Here is a 15,975-nt window from a genome sequence, read left to right as displayed (position 1 = left end):
GCTCCACTCCTACAGGAGATACTTTCCCGCTCTCTCCACACTCCCATCACTTTTCAAAAAATACGCCCTCCACTTCGTGTGGAGGGACAGAATTAAGCCAGACTCGATTTATTTCGAGTCTGGCTTTTTTTATTGGAGATTTTCTTCACTGCTTCGTTGATTGGTGTAAACACACTCCACTCTCTTACCAGCGGGGCGAAGGTGTATTCCCCTTTGCTCATACCTAATCAATGATCCATCTGACTAGACGGAATAATAATCGGGGGACATAGACCAACAGCTCGAAGAAAACTTCGAAAATAAATGAAGCTGTATCGGATTTTTCATGGGATTTGTGTTGCATAACATCATCCTCCCTGGAATAGTGCGTATGCGGATGGAGTTAGTTGAGTCGCATAGGATAACTATACGATGTACGATATCGTTAAGAACGATCATTTGATGGTTTTATTAAGACTATACGATATGGCGTATCGTTAAGATGCGGGTTTTTGGGTCATTTCTGGAGTTATAAAGCTGATTAAGGAGTCTTAACGATGTGCGGTACCGGTAAAGGGTGTTGGTTACGTGGTTTCGGCCGAGCTTGACGATAGGGTATATCGTTAAGCGAAAAATCCCCCTTGAGGATGTCGGTATCCTTAAGGAGGATTTTTATAAAACTAGACTTCGCCGTAGTAAATTTCGGTCTCGTAGTCGAAGGAAATGAGGCCGTTTTCTTGGGTGGCGTCGTATAGTTGGCGGAGTTCTGCCATTAATGGCTCAAAGTTTGGATGTCCTGGCAATGGCACATAGGAGGAGGATAACATCCGTCCGCTTAATTGTTCGAAGTTGAGCGGCTGAACCAAAGGGAAAGTTGCTTTGTATAGTCCTCCATCCTTAAAGAATGGAGTTAATATATCCTGGGAAATATTTTTGTGTCCTACTTTCTCGTAATCGATACCGTAGGTTCGGAGCAGCCGGTCATAACCCTCAAGGAATGGTGAACCGGTTGTTAAACGCGAGTTCCATATAAGAACTGCTTTGCCGCCTGGCTTCAATATACGTCTGAACTCGGCTTGCGCCGCCGTACGGTCGAACCAATGGAAGGACTGTGCGCAGACGATAAAATCAACCGAATTAGCTGCTAGACCAGTCTCCTCGGCAGAACCTGTAGCTGCATGAAAGCTTGGATAAGTGCTAAGTTGATCGACGGCAGCCTGCCTCATATCGGCATTTGGCTCAACCGCTATGACTTCGCTCCCCCGTTCGAGCAGCAGCTTAGTGAATATACCCGTTCCCGCTCCTAGATCGGCAATAACGGAGTCCTCACGGAAGCCTATTGCCTCGTAAAGGTAATCGATAACCTCTTTCGAATAACTTGGACGATATTTGACGTATTGATCTACTCGATCAGAGAAACGCTCCTTGCTGTTCATATGTGCATCTCCTCTTCCAATAATTTGGACTCAAAAAATACCCCTGCCAGGCTCTAGCCCTGTGTTTGCAGGCTAACTCTTGGAGGGGTATTGTTCTAAAACAAGGCGCCGATGGCCCAGCCAAGCAGGCCAGCGAAGACCGACGACAGGAGGTTCACCCTGTCGTTGTTGAGCGCGGCTAAGCCGCGCACACGCTCCGCTGCCGTCCCGCAATGGGCAGCGCGCTCGGTCTCGCTGCCGCATACCCGGCAGCGGTACATGGCCTGGCCGGTGGCGCCGAGCAGCGAGTCGGCGAAGCAGCCGGCCAGGCCGGCGGCAGCAGCGGCGATAACTACCGCCGCCGCGCCGCCAGAGGCGCTACCCGCAGCGGCATCAGCCTGCTGCGGGAGCGCCAGCAGCGCTGCGCTGACGCCGCCAATGAAGGCGGCTCCAGCCAGCGCTGCAAGCGTGCCGAGCGGCGTAATCGCGCCGCTCGTGCCCGGGGCTACCCGCTTGCCGCTCGTAATCGATCGCGGCGCGGTACGGCTTAGTGCCCCGATCTCGGTGGCCCATGTATCTGCATTTACGGCGGCCATTACGCCGATATAAGCAAAGAGCCATGCTGCATCGGGCTGTATTGCATTCCCGATGCAAAGCAAGAGACCAATGCCGCCATTAGTCCATACTTGACCGGCATCACGCCTGCCAGTCTTCTCGTAATTGGCCTCTGCGGCAGCCTTTGCTCTATGGCGTTTCTTCCATTTCGACCAAACTGTCGAAGAGATAAAGAAGGCTATGAGGCAGCCAAACCATACCGGCTCACCAAATGTTACGAACCCGGTCCCCATAATCATCGCAGACAAAGCCCCTGAGCCTGATAACGAGCGTGTCCGATAAGCCGCGGCAGCAATTAGTCCACTTCCAATAAGTCCAGCAAGCAGTCTAAGCCACCATTCATCTATCCATCCAACCATGTTCTACGCTCCTCAGCACTCTTTGAACGGCAATCTCTTCTATCATACGTCTTCTACCATCCATCAACCCTATGTAGGCCTCTTTTCGATCTACCAGCAAATCTCCCCGTTCACTACCGAACTCCAGCCAGAACCATCGCCTTCTGCCAGCGATCTGGATAATTGGTACAGATCATTAGGTCGGGATCAATCGAAATGAGCTTGCGAATCGTACGTTCATCGTTTGGCGTCCAAGCCATCACCTGAATCCCCGATTGCTTCAACAGTTCCATACGAGAAGAGTTCAGTCTGCCGTGTTCAATAGACAGGAACTCTGCTCCCATTTGCTTCAGTTCCAGAGGCAGCGTATTCCGCCAACCGTCCAGGATGAGACCCGTCCGAATACTTCCGCCAGTCAGCTTATTGGCATTAAACAGTGTTCCAGCATGGAATGATGTTAATACCACACTGTCTTCAAGACCATAGTCTTGAACAAGTTTAATGACATGATCCTCAAGCTTCGGGTATCGAATGCCATCTGTCTTAAGCTCAATATTGAGCTTGATGCGTCCGGATGCCAGCTCAAGCACTTGGCTGAGGAGCGGAATGCCTTCGTCCTTAAACATAGGCGAGAACCAGCTTCCTGCATCAAGCGCAGTCAACTCCGCTGCTGTAAAATTTTTCACTTCGCCTCGACCATTTGTTGTCCGTCTCAGCTTGTAATCGTGAATGACGACAGGCACATTGTCCTTTGACAGCTGCACATCGAGTTCGACCCACTCTACATCCGGCTCATTAATAGCCATTTGAATAGCAGCAAGTGTGTTCTCTGGTGCACGTCCGGACCAGCCGCGATGTGCGACACATGAGTTTCTCATAAGGTGCTCACCATCCTTTCGCCTTCGTTATTTCGGTACAACCGTACCATCCGCTCGCAGCTTCACTCCAAAGGAGATCGTACTTAAACGGTCAAACAGCGCTTTAGCCGACTCTGCTTCAAGTGGCTTAGGCTGTGCAAGATTATTTGTCATTCCATCTAATTTCAGATCGCAATCGCCGGCTTTTGTACATACGGCATTAAGTACACCAGTATCTGCTTGTTTTCCTTTTGGATAAGCACTAAAAATAAAATTGCCTAAGCTGTATGCAATCCACTTACCTTTGTACTGTTCAAAACCTTGTAGAACATGGGGATGGCTGCCAATCACAAGATCTGCGCCCGAATCAATATATTGCCGTGCAAAATCCCGCTGATACTCCTCCGGTAGATCTGCCTTCTCGATCCCCCAATGGACCATCACAACGACTATGTCAGCTTTTTCTTTCGCTTTCTTAATCGCTGCCTTCGCCCTTGTTGTATCATAGGATTCAGCTACTCCTGCGCGATCCTTCTCTGCTTTCCATGAGCCAATTGGAACGACACGGCTTACTCCGATGTAGGCAACCTTAATGCCCTGTGCCTCTTTAATAACCGGTGCAAAAGCTTCCGTATCGTTTTTGCCTGCTCCCACATGATCAATCCCTGCACTATCGAGATGATCCATCGTATCAAGCAGTCCCTCAACACCTTGGTCCAGTGTATGGTTATTAGCTAGTGTGACAACGTCAAAGCCTGCGTCTTTCAGTGCGGGCAGTGCTCCTGCATCACCTTTAAATACAAATTGCTTGTTCTCAGCTGGAACTCCTCGGTCGGTAACCGGGTATTCCAGATTAGCAGCGGTCAGATCAGGTTCACTCAGGTGGAATCGCGCTTTCTGATACGGGTAGTCGTCCCCATTCTGCTTCATCATGTCGCCAACACTTTCCGCCAGCAAAATATCCCCTACGAACGCCAGACTGACGGTATCGCCTACTGCACTGCCGCTCGAAGTACTGCCTCCGTTAGGAGTAGCCGCTTGATCAGACTGGCCGTCTTGGCTGTTATCCTCGCTCTTGGTACCTTCATCTTCATTAGCTGTTCCACCGGCACTGCTGTCATCTGGAGCAGAAGACTCCACAGGATCCGTGCTAACTACAGGATCTTCTTCCGCTGCAGGCTGGGTAGCATCAGGATCATCAATAGCTGCTGTATTCTGCGTTGGCTGCTTGTTATCCTTATTGAAGATGCCACCGTCCTGCATGGAGGCCCAAACCGCAGCCGCTACGATAATGAGGCCAATGATCATCAAATTCACGGTTAACAGAAGGCGGAATTTCTTCTTGCGTCTTCGTTTTTCATGCTGATGTGCTTCCGTACGGGATGCGTACATGGATCGGCTCCTTTTCATGCTTACGAAGCAAGAATTGCTTCGCAATTCTTTTTAAGTAGTCGCTTCCATTATAGCAAGGTTAATGGCATATTGCGAAAGTTTCATAGAGTTGCTAGAATTGCAGACGCCGTTTCCTTCCCCGATTTAATACAATCCGGCAGACCAACTCCGCCGAAAGCTGCACCTGTTACAAAGACGCCAGGCAGCTGCTCGGACAGCCGTTCTCTGAACGTGACCGTATTTTCCAAATGCCCTACAGGATACTGCGGCATTGAGCGCGGCAGACGTGTAATTACCGTAAAAATCGGCTTCGCATCAATACCAAGCACCTTCTGAATATCTTCAAGGACAGCCTGCTTTAATTCCTCATCCGGAAGTTTCGCAGACTCCTCTTCGCCTGATCGGCCAACATAACATCTGAGCAGTACTTTATCGTCCGGGCTCGTGTGAAGCCATTTGTTCGACGTCCATGTGCAGGCTGTAATTCGAAGCCCCTCCGAGCGTGGCACAAGGAATCCTGATCCATCAAAAGTAGCGTTAAAGGTCGATTTCTCGAAAGCCATCACAACATTCGCAACCGATACATAATTAATTGCTCGAAGCTCGGGCACTTCTACCAATGGCTCAAGCAGGTCCGCTGCACGAAAAGCCGGTACACTTACGAGAACATGGTCGGCAGGGACAACCTCTCTTGATGCCAAGACAACTTCGTATCGTGCAGAAGCGTCCTCATCATCCAGCGGCTTGATCTCAACAACCTCTTCGCTCATCCGGCGTTCAACGCTTTGCAGCGCCTGGTCAAGGGCTTCTACCATCGTCGATAACCCTTCCTTGAAGCTTAAGAAGACACTGCTCTTAATCTCTTCCGGCAAATAATCAGGCACCTCCTGCGGCGCTTTGTTCTGCTGCTGCATCTGAGTGCCGCGAATCAGACTTCCGTAGTTCCGTTCTGCTTCTGCAAATTGCGGGAATGTCGCTTGAATACTCAGCTTGCTAAGATCACCCGCATAAATGCCTGCCAGAAGTGGTTCCGAAATATGCTTCACGATCTCAGGGCCAATTCGGCGTGACAAGAAATCGCCTAATGACTCATCACCTTCCGGTGCTTCACTTGGCATCTCAAGATCTTTTAAAGACCGCTCTTTACCTTCATCCGATAATAAAGTCGTCTGCATAAACGTATCCAGATTCGTCGGAATACCAAGAACCATACCCTTTGGCATGGGATGAAGTTTACCATCACGCATAATATAGGAGGTTTTTCCGTTTACGTTTTGCGCAGTCAGTTCATTCTCAATGCCCAATTCTTTTGCTAATTCAATGATAGGCAGCTTACGAGACAAAAATGAATCCGGCCCCCGCTCAATGACGAAACCGTCACGCTGCAGCGTATTAATTATTCCACCAAGGACAGGTGCTCCATCTACGATCGTAATCTGCACCTTTTTCCCTTGCCGCTCCGCTTCCCGCTGCAAATAAAAAGCGGAGCTCAGTCCGCTGATCCCCCCGCCGATTACGACAATTCGATCAATCATTCCGATTCTCCGCATGTTCTTCATCCTTTCACTATTCCAAAGAACCGGCATTCATCACCGATTCCGCTAACGTTTCCATATAGAGTGGGTCTTTATTCAACATCGCAATCCGTTCAAGCGTAATCCCAATCTCGCTAGCCGCCTGCTTTGCTTCAAGATCCAGGTCATACAGCACTTCGAGATGATCGGATACAAAACCAACAGGTGCAACAAGAACGGCCTTAGCGCCTTCCTCTGCAAGTGTCTTCAGCGTATCCAAAATGTCTGGACCAAGCCAAGGCTCTCTTGTACGGCCAGCACTTTGCCAAGTAAACTGCCAAGTGGACTCATCCACATTGGACAGCTTCGCTACCGCTGCCGATGTTTCCAGCAGCTGCTCTTCGTATGGATCGCCCATTTCGCGGATTTTCTCCGGAAGGCTATGTGCGCTGAATAATACTTTTACAGGCTTAGCATCACCGGAAGATTGCGCGAGACGGCTCAAGCCGTCCGTTACACGATCACTAAGCGCTTGAAGCAGCTTAGGATGAAGATGATATTCTTTGACGAACGACATCTTGATGCCAAGCTCATCTGCTTTTTCCTGTGCACGTTTGATATACGAACCTACGCTCATTACGGAATAATGAGGTGCAAGTACAATACCTACTGCTTCTTTAATACCGTCACGGGCCATTTGCTCTACACCGTCTTCGATATAAGGAACCGCATGCTTGAGGCCCTGGTAGCAAACATATTGACCAGGTGCCAGCTGTTCCAGCTTATCCTGCAAGCCTGCCACTTGTCCGTTCGTATTCTCACGCAGCGGGAACACGCCGCCAACAATCGCTTCATAGCGGTCTGTCAGCTCTTTCAACTGCTCCGGTGTTGGAGCATGGCCGCGGCGGATATGAGTATAGTAAGTTTCAACATCATCAAGGCTTTGTGGTGTGCCATAAGACATGACAAGGACACCAATCTTGTTATGGATATCAGACATGGCTCGTTTCTTTCCCCTCTCGCGCTGCAATAGCTTTCTCCGAATAGGAGTGAATGAATGCCGTTAATTCTGTTAATTTCTCTAGTGATGCTTCCGGGAACAAGCCATGACCCAGATTAAATATGAATCCAGACTGTTCAATACCTTGATCAATAATCTCAGCAGCGTACGATTCAATCACACTCATTGGTGCGGTCAGGATGACCGGATCCAAGTTGCCTTGTACTGCATACTTACCGTCTAGACGGCGACGGCCTTCCGGAATCGATACACGCCAGTCAAGTCCAATTACATCTGCCTGCAGATTGTGAAGTTCAGGAAGCAATTCTCCTGAGCTTACGCCAGGGAAATAAATTTTCGGCTGCGGCAAATCCGACAGCTCTGCGAAAATTCTCTCAATCGTCGGTAATACAAATATGCGGAAGTCAGCAGGAGTAAGCGCTCCTACCCAGCTGTCGAACAGCTGGAATGCTTTGCCTCCATTAGCCATATGGGCGCGCAAATACGCGATAACCATATCACCAAGCTTGTCCATAAGACTGAACCATACTTTAGGTTCGCTGTACATCAATGCTTTGGTACGCAGGTAGTTTTTCGAAGGCTTGCCTTCAATCAAGTAACTGGCAATCGTAAACGGTGCACCTGCGAACGTAATAAGTGGAACTTCAAGCTCTTTGTCCAAGATCCGGATCGTCTCCAGCACATGGCCAAGATCACCTTCCACATCAATTGGCTTTAATCGCTCAACATCAGCCGCTGTCCGAATTGGATTCGCAATGACAGGTCCAATATTAGCAACAATATCGAAATCGATACCAATTGAAGCAACTGGATTCATAATATCAGAATATAAAATAGCCGCATCTACGCCAAGCTTGCGTACTGGCATCATCGTTACTTCTGCCGCAAGCTCAGGCTGCTTACAAATTTCAAGGAGCGAATATTTCTCTTTAATTTTGCGATATTCAGGATCATAACGTCCTGCTTGACGCATGTACCATACGGGTACACGGTCTACAAGTTCCTTCCGGCATGCCCGAATGAAACGGTCGTTATAGCTCATTATGCCGTTCCTCTTTTCTGTATTTTTTCACTAATTTCCATTATGCCCGTTTTCGTTACCCCTAACAACCGCTCTCCCTTTGTTTCCTATGACAATAGTATGACAATCGAACTTTTCCTGCATGAAGACCCGATGAAAATTGGAAATAAAAAAGACCGGCTGCTTCTATCCAGAAGGATAGTGTACACCGATCTTAGTGATTGAAGTTTATACTTTATTTTGCTGTTTCCGGTAAAATCGGATTTTTCAGCATGAGTTGATAGGATGGGTCAAAATAAGCAGTGAAAGCGAGCTCAGCCGAATCAAAACCACCTTCGGCCTGCTCCAAGTTAAATGTATTGACAACAATGATACGCTGCTGCTTCTGCAGCTGATCAATCCAGTTTTTAATCTGGCTGTAGGAGCCTTGGAGAGAAACATGAACACTAACCTCTTTTACAGTTGGAAAAGGAGACTCTGCCTCACTTGAAAGGCTCTGAATCTGATTACCGTCCACGATCGTCATGGTTGCACTGTTCAGCTGTGCTCCGGTTCTGCCTCCAATGTCTCTCAAAGAAAGAACGAGCTGCTCCGAATTATCCCATAGTGGGAGCGCCGCCTGAATATCTTTCTCCGGCAGGTCAGCCGCTTCTCCTTTGGATTCGATACTTTTTTGCAAGACTTGCACCTGTTTGGCCGTCTCATCTACAAGTGACTGCTGGTCTGTTAATTTAGAATTGGATGGAAGCAGCACGTATACATAAAGTAACAGAAGGACTAAGAATAACACCATCACAATAATTAGCGGAGTTGAGCGGTTATTGACATTATCCATTGGTGTTCGTCTCTCCTTCCTGCTCTTTCGCAACAGCTGCTTGAACCCAATTCACTTCATAGCTGGCAAGCCATTGCCCGTTATTATTAGCAAATGTTTGAAGTAATGCTTGTCCGGCAAAAGGCATCGCTCGTAAGCTCACCAAGTAATCGGATATGGACTTCAGATCATTTAATTTAACTGACATCGTAATGGAACCTGGCTTGCTGTAAGCAATTGTAGCTATGCTTGCACCAGCAGGCAGACGCTTATTCAGCTCATTCAGCACCGCTACAGCATCTTGTCGAGATGATGTGATTGCTGCTATGACGGCCTGCGGATCATTTGCATGAGTGGCACTGCTATTTATTTTGGTCATCTGCTGCTCAAGCAGCGTGGATTGATCCTGCAGCACCTGTGCTTCATGTTTTAAATCGGAGATCTGGGCGGAATTATTCATATACCAAGCTAGAATAGCCCCTAAAATGAGCAGCCAAACCATAAAAGCAGCAATCAGCTTCACGGGAATCCGCTTCGCATGATTGGTTTTTACCGGCATAAGATTGATGGCTTTGCTTTTCTTATCTTTAATAGCTAGACCATACGGGATAATAAACTCATCAGCCCGCAGCCTGGATTTCTTACGTGTGGACGATTGCAGTTCAATCGTCTCTACCTTCATATCGGGTTGAGCCTGATTTAAAGCCGCAGCAAGCTGGTTACGCCCCTGCTTTGCACCTGCGATGATCGCCTGATTAATACGAGCTTGTCCATCATGGATGCTGTATTGATAAAAGTTCAGTAAGCGGGCGATCTCCGCATTAATGCTAGTGATTAGCTCCGGGGTAAAGGAACCGTCCTCCGAACCGCTGTAATCATATTCATTAATCACACGCATAAATACAGGATTGCCTTCATGGAACATATACACTTCTACATTGGCTTCATCCAAATGCACCAGTATCGTGTCTTCCAGCGAATCTTTATATTGCGCTTGAATCGCTCTGGCGAATGCGGTCGAGGGAAGTTCAGCATGCCTTACCTTTAAACCTGCACTTTGCAGCAGCTCGATACACTGCTTGATCCAATTTTGAGGGGATGCATATAACAGAATGTTAGTCGACTGCTCTTCCGATCCCGCTGCAATATAATCATAGACCGGACTTTGGAATGGCAGATGCAGCGCCGTCTCCACCTCAAGATCAATCAGTTGATCCAATTCTTTGGGATTAACCGTTGCGATCTGCAGCTTCCTAATTATCACCTGGGAAGTCGGAATAGATAAGTGAATGGATTTGCCATAAAGTCTTTCCTTCTTCACCCATTCCTTCAGCCTGCCGCGAAGCTCATCAACACCCTTAAACTGATCCTCGAGTATAACGTCATCGTTAAACGGTAATAGTCCGGTTCTATCGATTTCCCAGCCTTTTTTCTTTTTCTTGACCTGTGCATAGCGGACTCCGCCATGATCAATCGTTAGACCGTATTGTTTATTGCTCCCCAGCATCCATCATCACATCCCATTAATTCATAATTGAAAGGTAGTAATCGATCAAATCGCTTCCATAAACGAATGAGAGCAATGCCCCAAGAAGCAGAAAGGGACCAAATGGTATCGGCTGCTTCCTTTCTACGATTTTGAAGAAAATAAGAATACCCCCTACAAGACTTCCAAGCAGACAAGCGATCATAAACGCAGGAATGAGGTTGGACCAGCCAAGCACCCATCCCAGCAGCATAAGCAGCTTCACATCCCCAAGCCCCATCCCGCCCCTTGTCACAATAACAACAAGCAGCAGCACGCCGCCTCCTGCAATCCCACCCCAAAGGTGACTCCCGATAGAATCGAGAGGGAACAAGCAGCAAAGCAAAATAAAAGCAGGAGCGAAAGCAAGTAAAATGCGATTTGGCAGAAGCATATATTTCAAATCAGAAACAGTAAGAATGACGGACAAGCTGACAAGCAGCAGCCCTATTACCGTTTCCCATGAGTAGCCAAAGGTTAAGTAGATCCATACAAACAGCAGCCCTGTCGCTAGCTCACCTAGCGGGTAAAGAGGCGATATTCGAGTACCGCAATGACGGCATTTGCCTCGTGATAAAAGATAACTGAGTACGGGTATTAAGTCGCGCGGCATCAGCCGATTTCCGCAGCTTGTGCAGCGTGAAGGCGGCGATACGATGGATTGCTTTAATGGAACGCGAAGAGCAACGACGTTATAGAAGGAGCCTAGTATAATTCCTAAAAGGAAAAGATAGATGGAGAGAAATAGGATCATATGGTGGGTTCACTTTCAAATTAAAGTTTATCTAGAACCGGATGATCCGGCTCTAGATAATTTTTTTTAAATTATTTATTAAGTAGCTGGAGACGGACTTGCTTTGCCATCTAGAACTTCTGAATCATCAATTGTTACAGTTTTCTCTCCAGTTCCTGTTCCAGTTTTAAGAGTAACACTACTTAAATTACCACTTGCATCAAAGTCAACAGTACCACTAGTTATCTTCGCTTTAGTGCTCGGTAATACTGTGTCACTTGATAAATATCCAGCTGTGAAAAGTTCCCCTATTGTTACATCCTGAATAGCACCATCTTTTTCTCCTGTAATGTACAATCTTGCAGCATCATAAACTTGACGAGCAGTAGCCACATTAGAATCCGATTTCGTATTATCTATGATTTTACCAATCAAAGGAATAGCAATAACTGCAATCACAGCCAAGATTACGATAACCGCCAAGAGCTCGATCAGGGTAAAGCCTTTTTCTTCTTTTTTTAGACGTTTCAGTAGTTTTCTCATTTCAATTTCCTCCTCAATTATGTATCCTCTTTTTTCTATCCTGTTTCTCGCCCCTAATTCCTCACCTATCCAACATTGGAGTACAAGGTGAACATTGGGAGAATTATCGCCATAACGATGAATCCGACAATGCCGGCCAAGAACACAATCATCAGTGGCTCAATTAACGATTTGAGTCGGTCTACCGTGTTATCTACATCCATCTCATAGAAGTCCGCGATTTTGGATAGCATCTGATCTAGTGATCCAGTCTCTTCGCCTACCGCGATCATTTGCGTCACAAGTGGCGGGAATACCCACGCCTTCTTGAACGGCTCCGATAAGGAGTTTCCTTGGCGAAGCGACTCTCCGGATTTCCTGATGTATTGGCCGATTACCTTGTTGCCTACCACCTCCTCAACAATGGTTAACGACTGCAGCACAGGCACGGAGCTTGCAAAGAGCGAAGACAACGTCCTCGACATTTGTGCAATAGCCCCTTTTTGCGCCAGCTTACCGAATACAGGCATCTTGAGCTTTGCATAATCGATCGCATATCTGCCTTTTTCCGTTCGACGGTACAGCAGGAACGCGATAATGAAGAGCATCACGCTGAGTATCCAGATGTACCATTGATTAGACATGCTATTACTGAGTGAAAGAACAAGCTTTGTAATGGCTGGCAGCTCCGTATCAAACGAAGCAAACATCGTAACGAATTGCGGCACGACGCCCTGCAGCAAATAAATGACGGCTCCAATGGCCATGATCCCTACGACGGACGGATAGGTCATCGCGGACTTAATCTTTTCCTTCGTCGTATGTGCTTTCTCGAAGAACAACGCCAGCCGGTCAAGTGTCCCGACAATATCCCCTGTCTCTTCGCCCGCGCGGATCATACTAACAAATAACGGGGGGAAAATCTTTTTATGCTCCGTAACAGCCTGAGAGAATGAGACTCCTCTAAGCAGTGCGGAACTCACTTCCGCCAGTGCCTTCTTAAGCGGCTTGCTCTCCGTCTGCTGGGATAAAATGGTGGTCGCTTCAACCATAGTCACTCCAGCATTAATCAAGGTTGAGAACTGCCTGCAGTAAATAATAAAATCAATGCTTTTGACCGGATTGCCGATATAGATCTCGGTTGTTAGAGCTGATTTGCGAATCTCTTCCACCGATAATACTGTCAAACCGCGCTTCCGGAGCTCCTCAACAGCTGAAGTCCTGTCCATGGAAGACAACTTGCCCTTTAACTGTTTGCCTCCGATGCTTTTTACATGATAACTATACTGAGGCATTACAGACCTCCTTCCGCCAAATAAGGCTTAGCCGTTGCTGGATGTATGACTCCGGCATGCAGCAGCTCCTTTACCGACATCTCCAGTGTGTGCATACCTAATGCACGGCTGGTCTGCAGCACATTGCGAATCTGATGAACCTTTTCGGTTCGGATCAGATTCGACACTGCCGGTGTATTCATCAGGATTTCTGTCGCACATGCCCTGCCTGCACCATTACTGTTAGGGATTAATCTTTGAGAAATGACCGACACAAGCACGGATGCAAGCTGCGTTCGGATTTGCCCCTGTTGATGGCCGGGAAAAGCATCAATAATCCGATCAATTGTTTGCGGGGCATCTGTCGTATGTAAGGTAGCCAATACAAGATGTCCTGTCTCAGCTGCCGTGACAGCCGCGGAGATTGTCTCTAGATCCCGCATTTCACCAACGAGAATGACATCAGGGTCTTGGCGTAATGCAGCACGCAGGCCGCTCGCAAAGCTTTGTGTATCTTGACCAACTTCACGTTGGTCAATAATAGATGTCTGACTTGTATGTAAAAACTCAATAGGATCTTCTAATGTCACAATATGTCTAGCTTGAGTGCGATTCATATAATCGATCAATGCTGCTAAGGTTGACGACTTACCACTGCCGGTCGGCCCCGTGACAAGGATCAAGCCTTGCTGCTTATTCGTGAGTGATACTATCGAAGGCGGAAGCTGAAGCTGCTCGAATGACGGAATCTTCGTAGGGATCGTTCTTGCTGCAATGCTTAAAACCCCACGCTGTTTATAAACATTCAGCCGATAGCGAGATAATCCCGGCAAACTGTAGGAGCAATCCACTTCTCCGAATGAACGCAGATTCCTCGCTTGTTCCTCATTCAACAAGGAATAGGCCATCGCTTCCGCTTCTGCTTCTGCAACATTTTCCGATCCAATTCCCCGAAGAGTTCCATTTACACGCATTGTTGGCCTGGAACCAACTGAGATATGAAGATCCGAAGCTTTACTCTCATGGGCTTGTCTCAGCCAATTCACAATCTGTTCGTTATGCTGCATAGCTGTCCTCCTAAAAAGAATTGCCACATGCTTTTTGTGGCGATTCTTACTTCGTAAGCATCTGCCTAATTGGCAACCGTCTCGCGGAGAACTTCCTGCACCGTGGTAATGCCCTTAAGCACTTTATCTAAGCCATCATCCATTAATTGAATCATCCCCTGCTTGGAAGCAGCTTCGCGAAGATCGCTTAAAGACCCAGCGTTCGTAATCAGTTCACGAATCTCATTATTAATTAGGAGCACCTCATGAATAGCTACCCTGCCCCGATAGCCTGTACTACCACAGCTGCCGCAGCCGCTTCCCCGGTATAGGACATCAACATCCATTCCCCTGCTTTTCAAGAAGAATCGTTCCTGTTCCGTTGGCTCATGGGCTTTCTTGCAATCATTACAAACCCGTCTCACAAGACGCTGAGCAACAACACCAATGAGTGAGGAAGCAATTAAATAAGATTCAACCCCCATATCGCGGAACCGAGTGATAGAGCTTACCGAATCATTCGTATGAAGAGTCGACAATACCAAGTGACCAGTTAAGGAAGCCCGAATGGCAATTTCGGCCGTTTCCGTATCCCGTATCTCGCCGACCATGACTACGTTTGGATCTTGACGAAGAATGGAACGAAGACCTGCTGCAAATGTCAGTCCGATCTGCGGGTTGACCTGTACCTGGTTAATCCCTTCGAGCTGATATTCCACCGGATCTTCAACCGTGATGATGTTGGTATCTTCCCCGTTCAAATGATTGAGGGCAGAGTACAAGGTTGTTGTCTTCCCGCTTCCCGTAGGACCCGTTATAAGCAGAATGCCGTACGGACGCTCGATCATTTCCTTAAAAACACTCACATTGTGGCCATTAAAACCCAATTGATCAACAGCCTTAACCCCCGTACTGAGGTCTAACAGCCGGAGTACGATTTTCTCCCCATGAATAGTTGGAAGAGAAGATACACGAATGTCGACCGTCTTGAAATCAGCCTGCATCTTCATCCTGCCATCCTGCGGCAGCCGCCGTTCAGCGATATTGAGACGCGCCATAATTTTAAGACGTGCGGTGATGAAACCTTGCATCTGCTTCGGAACGGTTTTCTCGGTTCTTAATACACCATCAATCCTGTAACGAATTGCAACACTAGTCTCGCCCGGATCAACGTGAATATCGGATGCTCTTAATTGAACAGCTTGTTGAATCATTTGATTCACGAGACGTACAACAGGAGAATCATCGTCGGTAATCTCTGTTTCGCGAATCTCTTCTTGAGCGGAGAGATCAACCATCATCTGACTCATGGAATCCTGCAGCCCATAATGTCTTGCAATTGCACGCTGAAGTTCATCTTTGCTGGAAATTGCCGGTTCAATGCGGAAGCCAGTACTCATTCGCAGTTCTTCAATCGCGAAGTAATCTAAGGGGTCTGCCATCGCCACCATTAGCTTGCTGCCATCCTTCTGCAGCGGTATTGCCTGATAACGTCTAGCCATGCTTTCGGGGATAATCTGGGTGATTGCTGGATCAATCTGATATTTATAAAGACTGACGTGAGGGATACCTAGCTGGAATTCCAATACTTCAATAAGCTGCTGTTCGGTAATGTAGCCTTGCGAGATCAGTAAATCGCCAAGCTTCTGCTTAGATTTGCCTTGCTCCTGCAGCGCCTTCTGCAGCTGCTCCTCGGAAATTATGGCGCTCTCAACAAGCAGGTCTCCTAGTCTTTTCTTAATCGCTACCATATACAACAGCCCCATTCTCATCTATATCATTTGACAAATAGATCGATATATTATCAGGTCGATGCTAGAAGGGTCTATATACCTATTCATTCTAGTGTAGAAAGGTATTTTTGGCAATATTTATATATTTAAAACTTGCAACTATAGACCTGCTGACT

At 47.4% G+C, this 15,975-nt stretch carries 14 protein-coding genes; all 14 read right to left on the bottom strand.

The window, feature by feature from the left end; translation table 11 throughout:
• Positions 1–659: 659 nt before the first annotated feature.
• The gene (locus tag AC0YNT_RS04225; RefSeq protein WP_475803501.1) at positions 660–1,415 is read right to left on the bottom strand and encodes a class I SAM-dependent methyltransferase; all 756 of its coding nucleotides are present in this window, start codon (positions 1,413–1,415) and stop codon (positions 660–662) included.
• 95 nt (positions 1,416–1,510) lie between these two features.
• Positions 1,511–2,368 (bottom strand): DUF92 domain-containing protein, encoded by an 858-nt coding sequence (locus AC0YNT_RS04220; RefSeq protein ID WP_475803500.1) that lies wholly within the window; start codon positions 2,366–2,368, stop codon positions 1,511–1,513.
• A 113-nt stretch (positions 2,369–2,481) separates the two neighbouring features.
• Complete coding sequence (locus AC0YNT_RS04215) at positions 2,482–3,225, bottom strand: glycerophosphodiester phosphodiesterase (protein WP_475803499.1); 744 nt, start codon at positions 3,223–3,225, stop codon at positions 2,482–2,484.
• Between the two features lie 27 nt (positions 3,226–3,252).
• Complete coding sequence (locus AC0YNT_RS04210) at positions 3,253–4,596, bottom strand: CapA family protein (RefSeq protein ID WP_475803498.1); 1,344 nt, start codon at positions 4,594–4,596, stop codon at positions 3,253–3,255.
• 101 nt (positions 4,597–4,697) lie between these two features.
• Positions 4,698–6,146 carry a protoporphyrinogen oxidase gene (hemG, locus tag AC0YNT_RS04205; protein ID WP_475803497.1) on the bottom strand — a complete coding sequence of 483 codons (1,449 nt, stop codon included), beginning with the start codon at positions 6,144–6,146 and terminating at the stop codon, positions 4,698–4,700.
• Between the two features lie 16 nt (positions 6,147–6,162).
• Positions 6,163–7,110, bottom strand: coding sequence for a ferrochelatase (gene hemH, locus AC0YNT_RS04200; RefSeq protein ID WP_475803496.1), 948 nt, complete (start codon positions 7,108–7,110; stop codon positions 6,163–6,165).
• A complete protein-coding gene (hemE, locus tag AC0YNT_RS04195; RefSeq protein WP_475803495.1) occupies positions 7,103–8,173 on the bottom strand; it encodes a uroporphyrinogen decarboxylase in 1,071 nt (356 codons plus the stop codon). The genes hemH and hemE overlap by 8 nt, the downstream gene beginning before the upstream one ends.
• Positions 8,174–8,387: 214 nt before the next feature.
• The gene (gene pilO / locus AC0YNT_RS04190; protein WP_475803494.1) at positions 8,388–8,987 is read right to left on the bottom strand and encodes a type 4a pilus biogenesis protein PilO; all 600 of its coding nucleotides are present in this window, start codon (positions 8,985–8,987) and stop codon (positions 8,388–8,390) included.
• On the bottom strand, positions 8,980–10,473 hold the full coding sequence (gene pilM, locus AC0YNT_RS04185; protein WP_475803493.1) for a pilus assembly protein PilM: 1,494 nt from the start codon (positions 10,471–10,473) through the stop codon (positions 8,980–8,982). Before pilM ends, pilO begins: the two co-directional genes overlap by 8 nt.
• A gap of 16 nt (positions 10,474–10,489) precedes the next feature.
• Complete coding sequence (locus tag AC0YNT_RS04180; protein ID WP_475803492.1) at positions 10,490–11,245, bottom strand: prepilin peptidase; 756 nt, start codon at positions 11,243–11,245, stop codon at positions 10,490–10,492.
• Positions 11,246–11,323: 78 nt separating this feature from the next.
• A complete protein-coding gene (locus AC0YNT_RS04175; protein ID WP_475803491.1) occupies positions 11,324–11,767 on the bottom strand; it encodes a competence type IV pilus major pilin ComGC in 444 nt (147 codons plus the stop codon).
• A gap of 65 nt (positions 11,768–11,832) precedes the next feature.
• Positions 11,833–13,041 carry a type II secretion system F family protein gene (locus AC0YNT_RS04170; RefSeq protein WP_475803490.1) on the bottom strand — a complete coding sequence of 403 codons (1,209 nt, stop codon included), beginning with the start codon at positions 13,039–13,041 and terminating at the stop codon, positions 11,833–11,835.
• Positions 13,041–14,087, bottom strand: a complete 1,047-nt coding sequence (locus AC0YNT_RS04165; protein ID WP_475803489.1) for a type IV pilus twitching motility protein PilT — start codon at positions 14,085–14,087, stop codon at positions 13,041–13,043. Before AC0YNT_RS04165 ends, AC0YNT_RS04170 begins: the two co-directional genes overlap by 1 nt.
• Positions 14,088–14,152: 65 nt before the next feature.
• Positions 14,153–15,817, bottom strand: coding sequence for a GspE/PulE family protein (locus AC0YNT_RS04160; RefSeq protein WP_475803488.1), 1,665 nt, complete (start codon positions 15,815–15,817; stop codon positions 14,153–14,155).
• Positions 15,818–15,975: the final 158 nt, after the last annotated feature.

It is taken from the genome of Paenibacillus sp. J22R56, from assembly GCF_056269375.1.
This window is presented reverse-complemented; position numbering and strand designations above follow the sequence as displayed.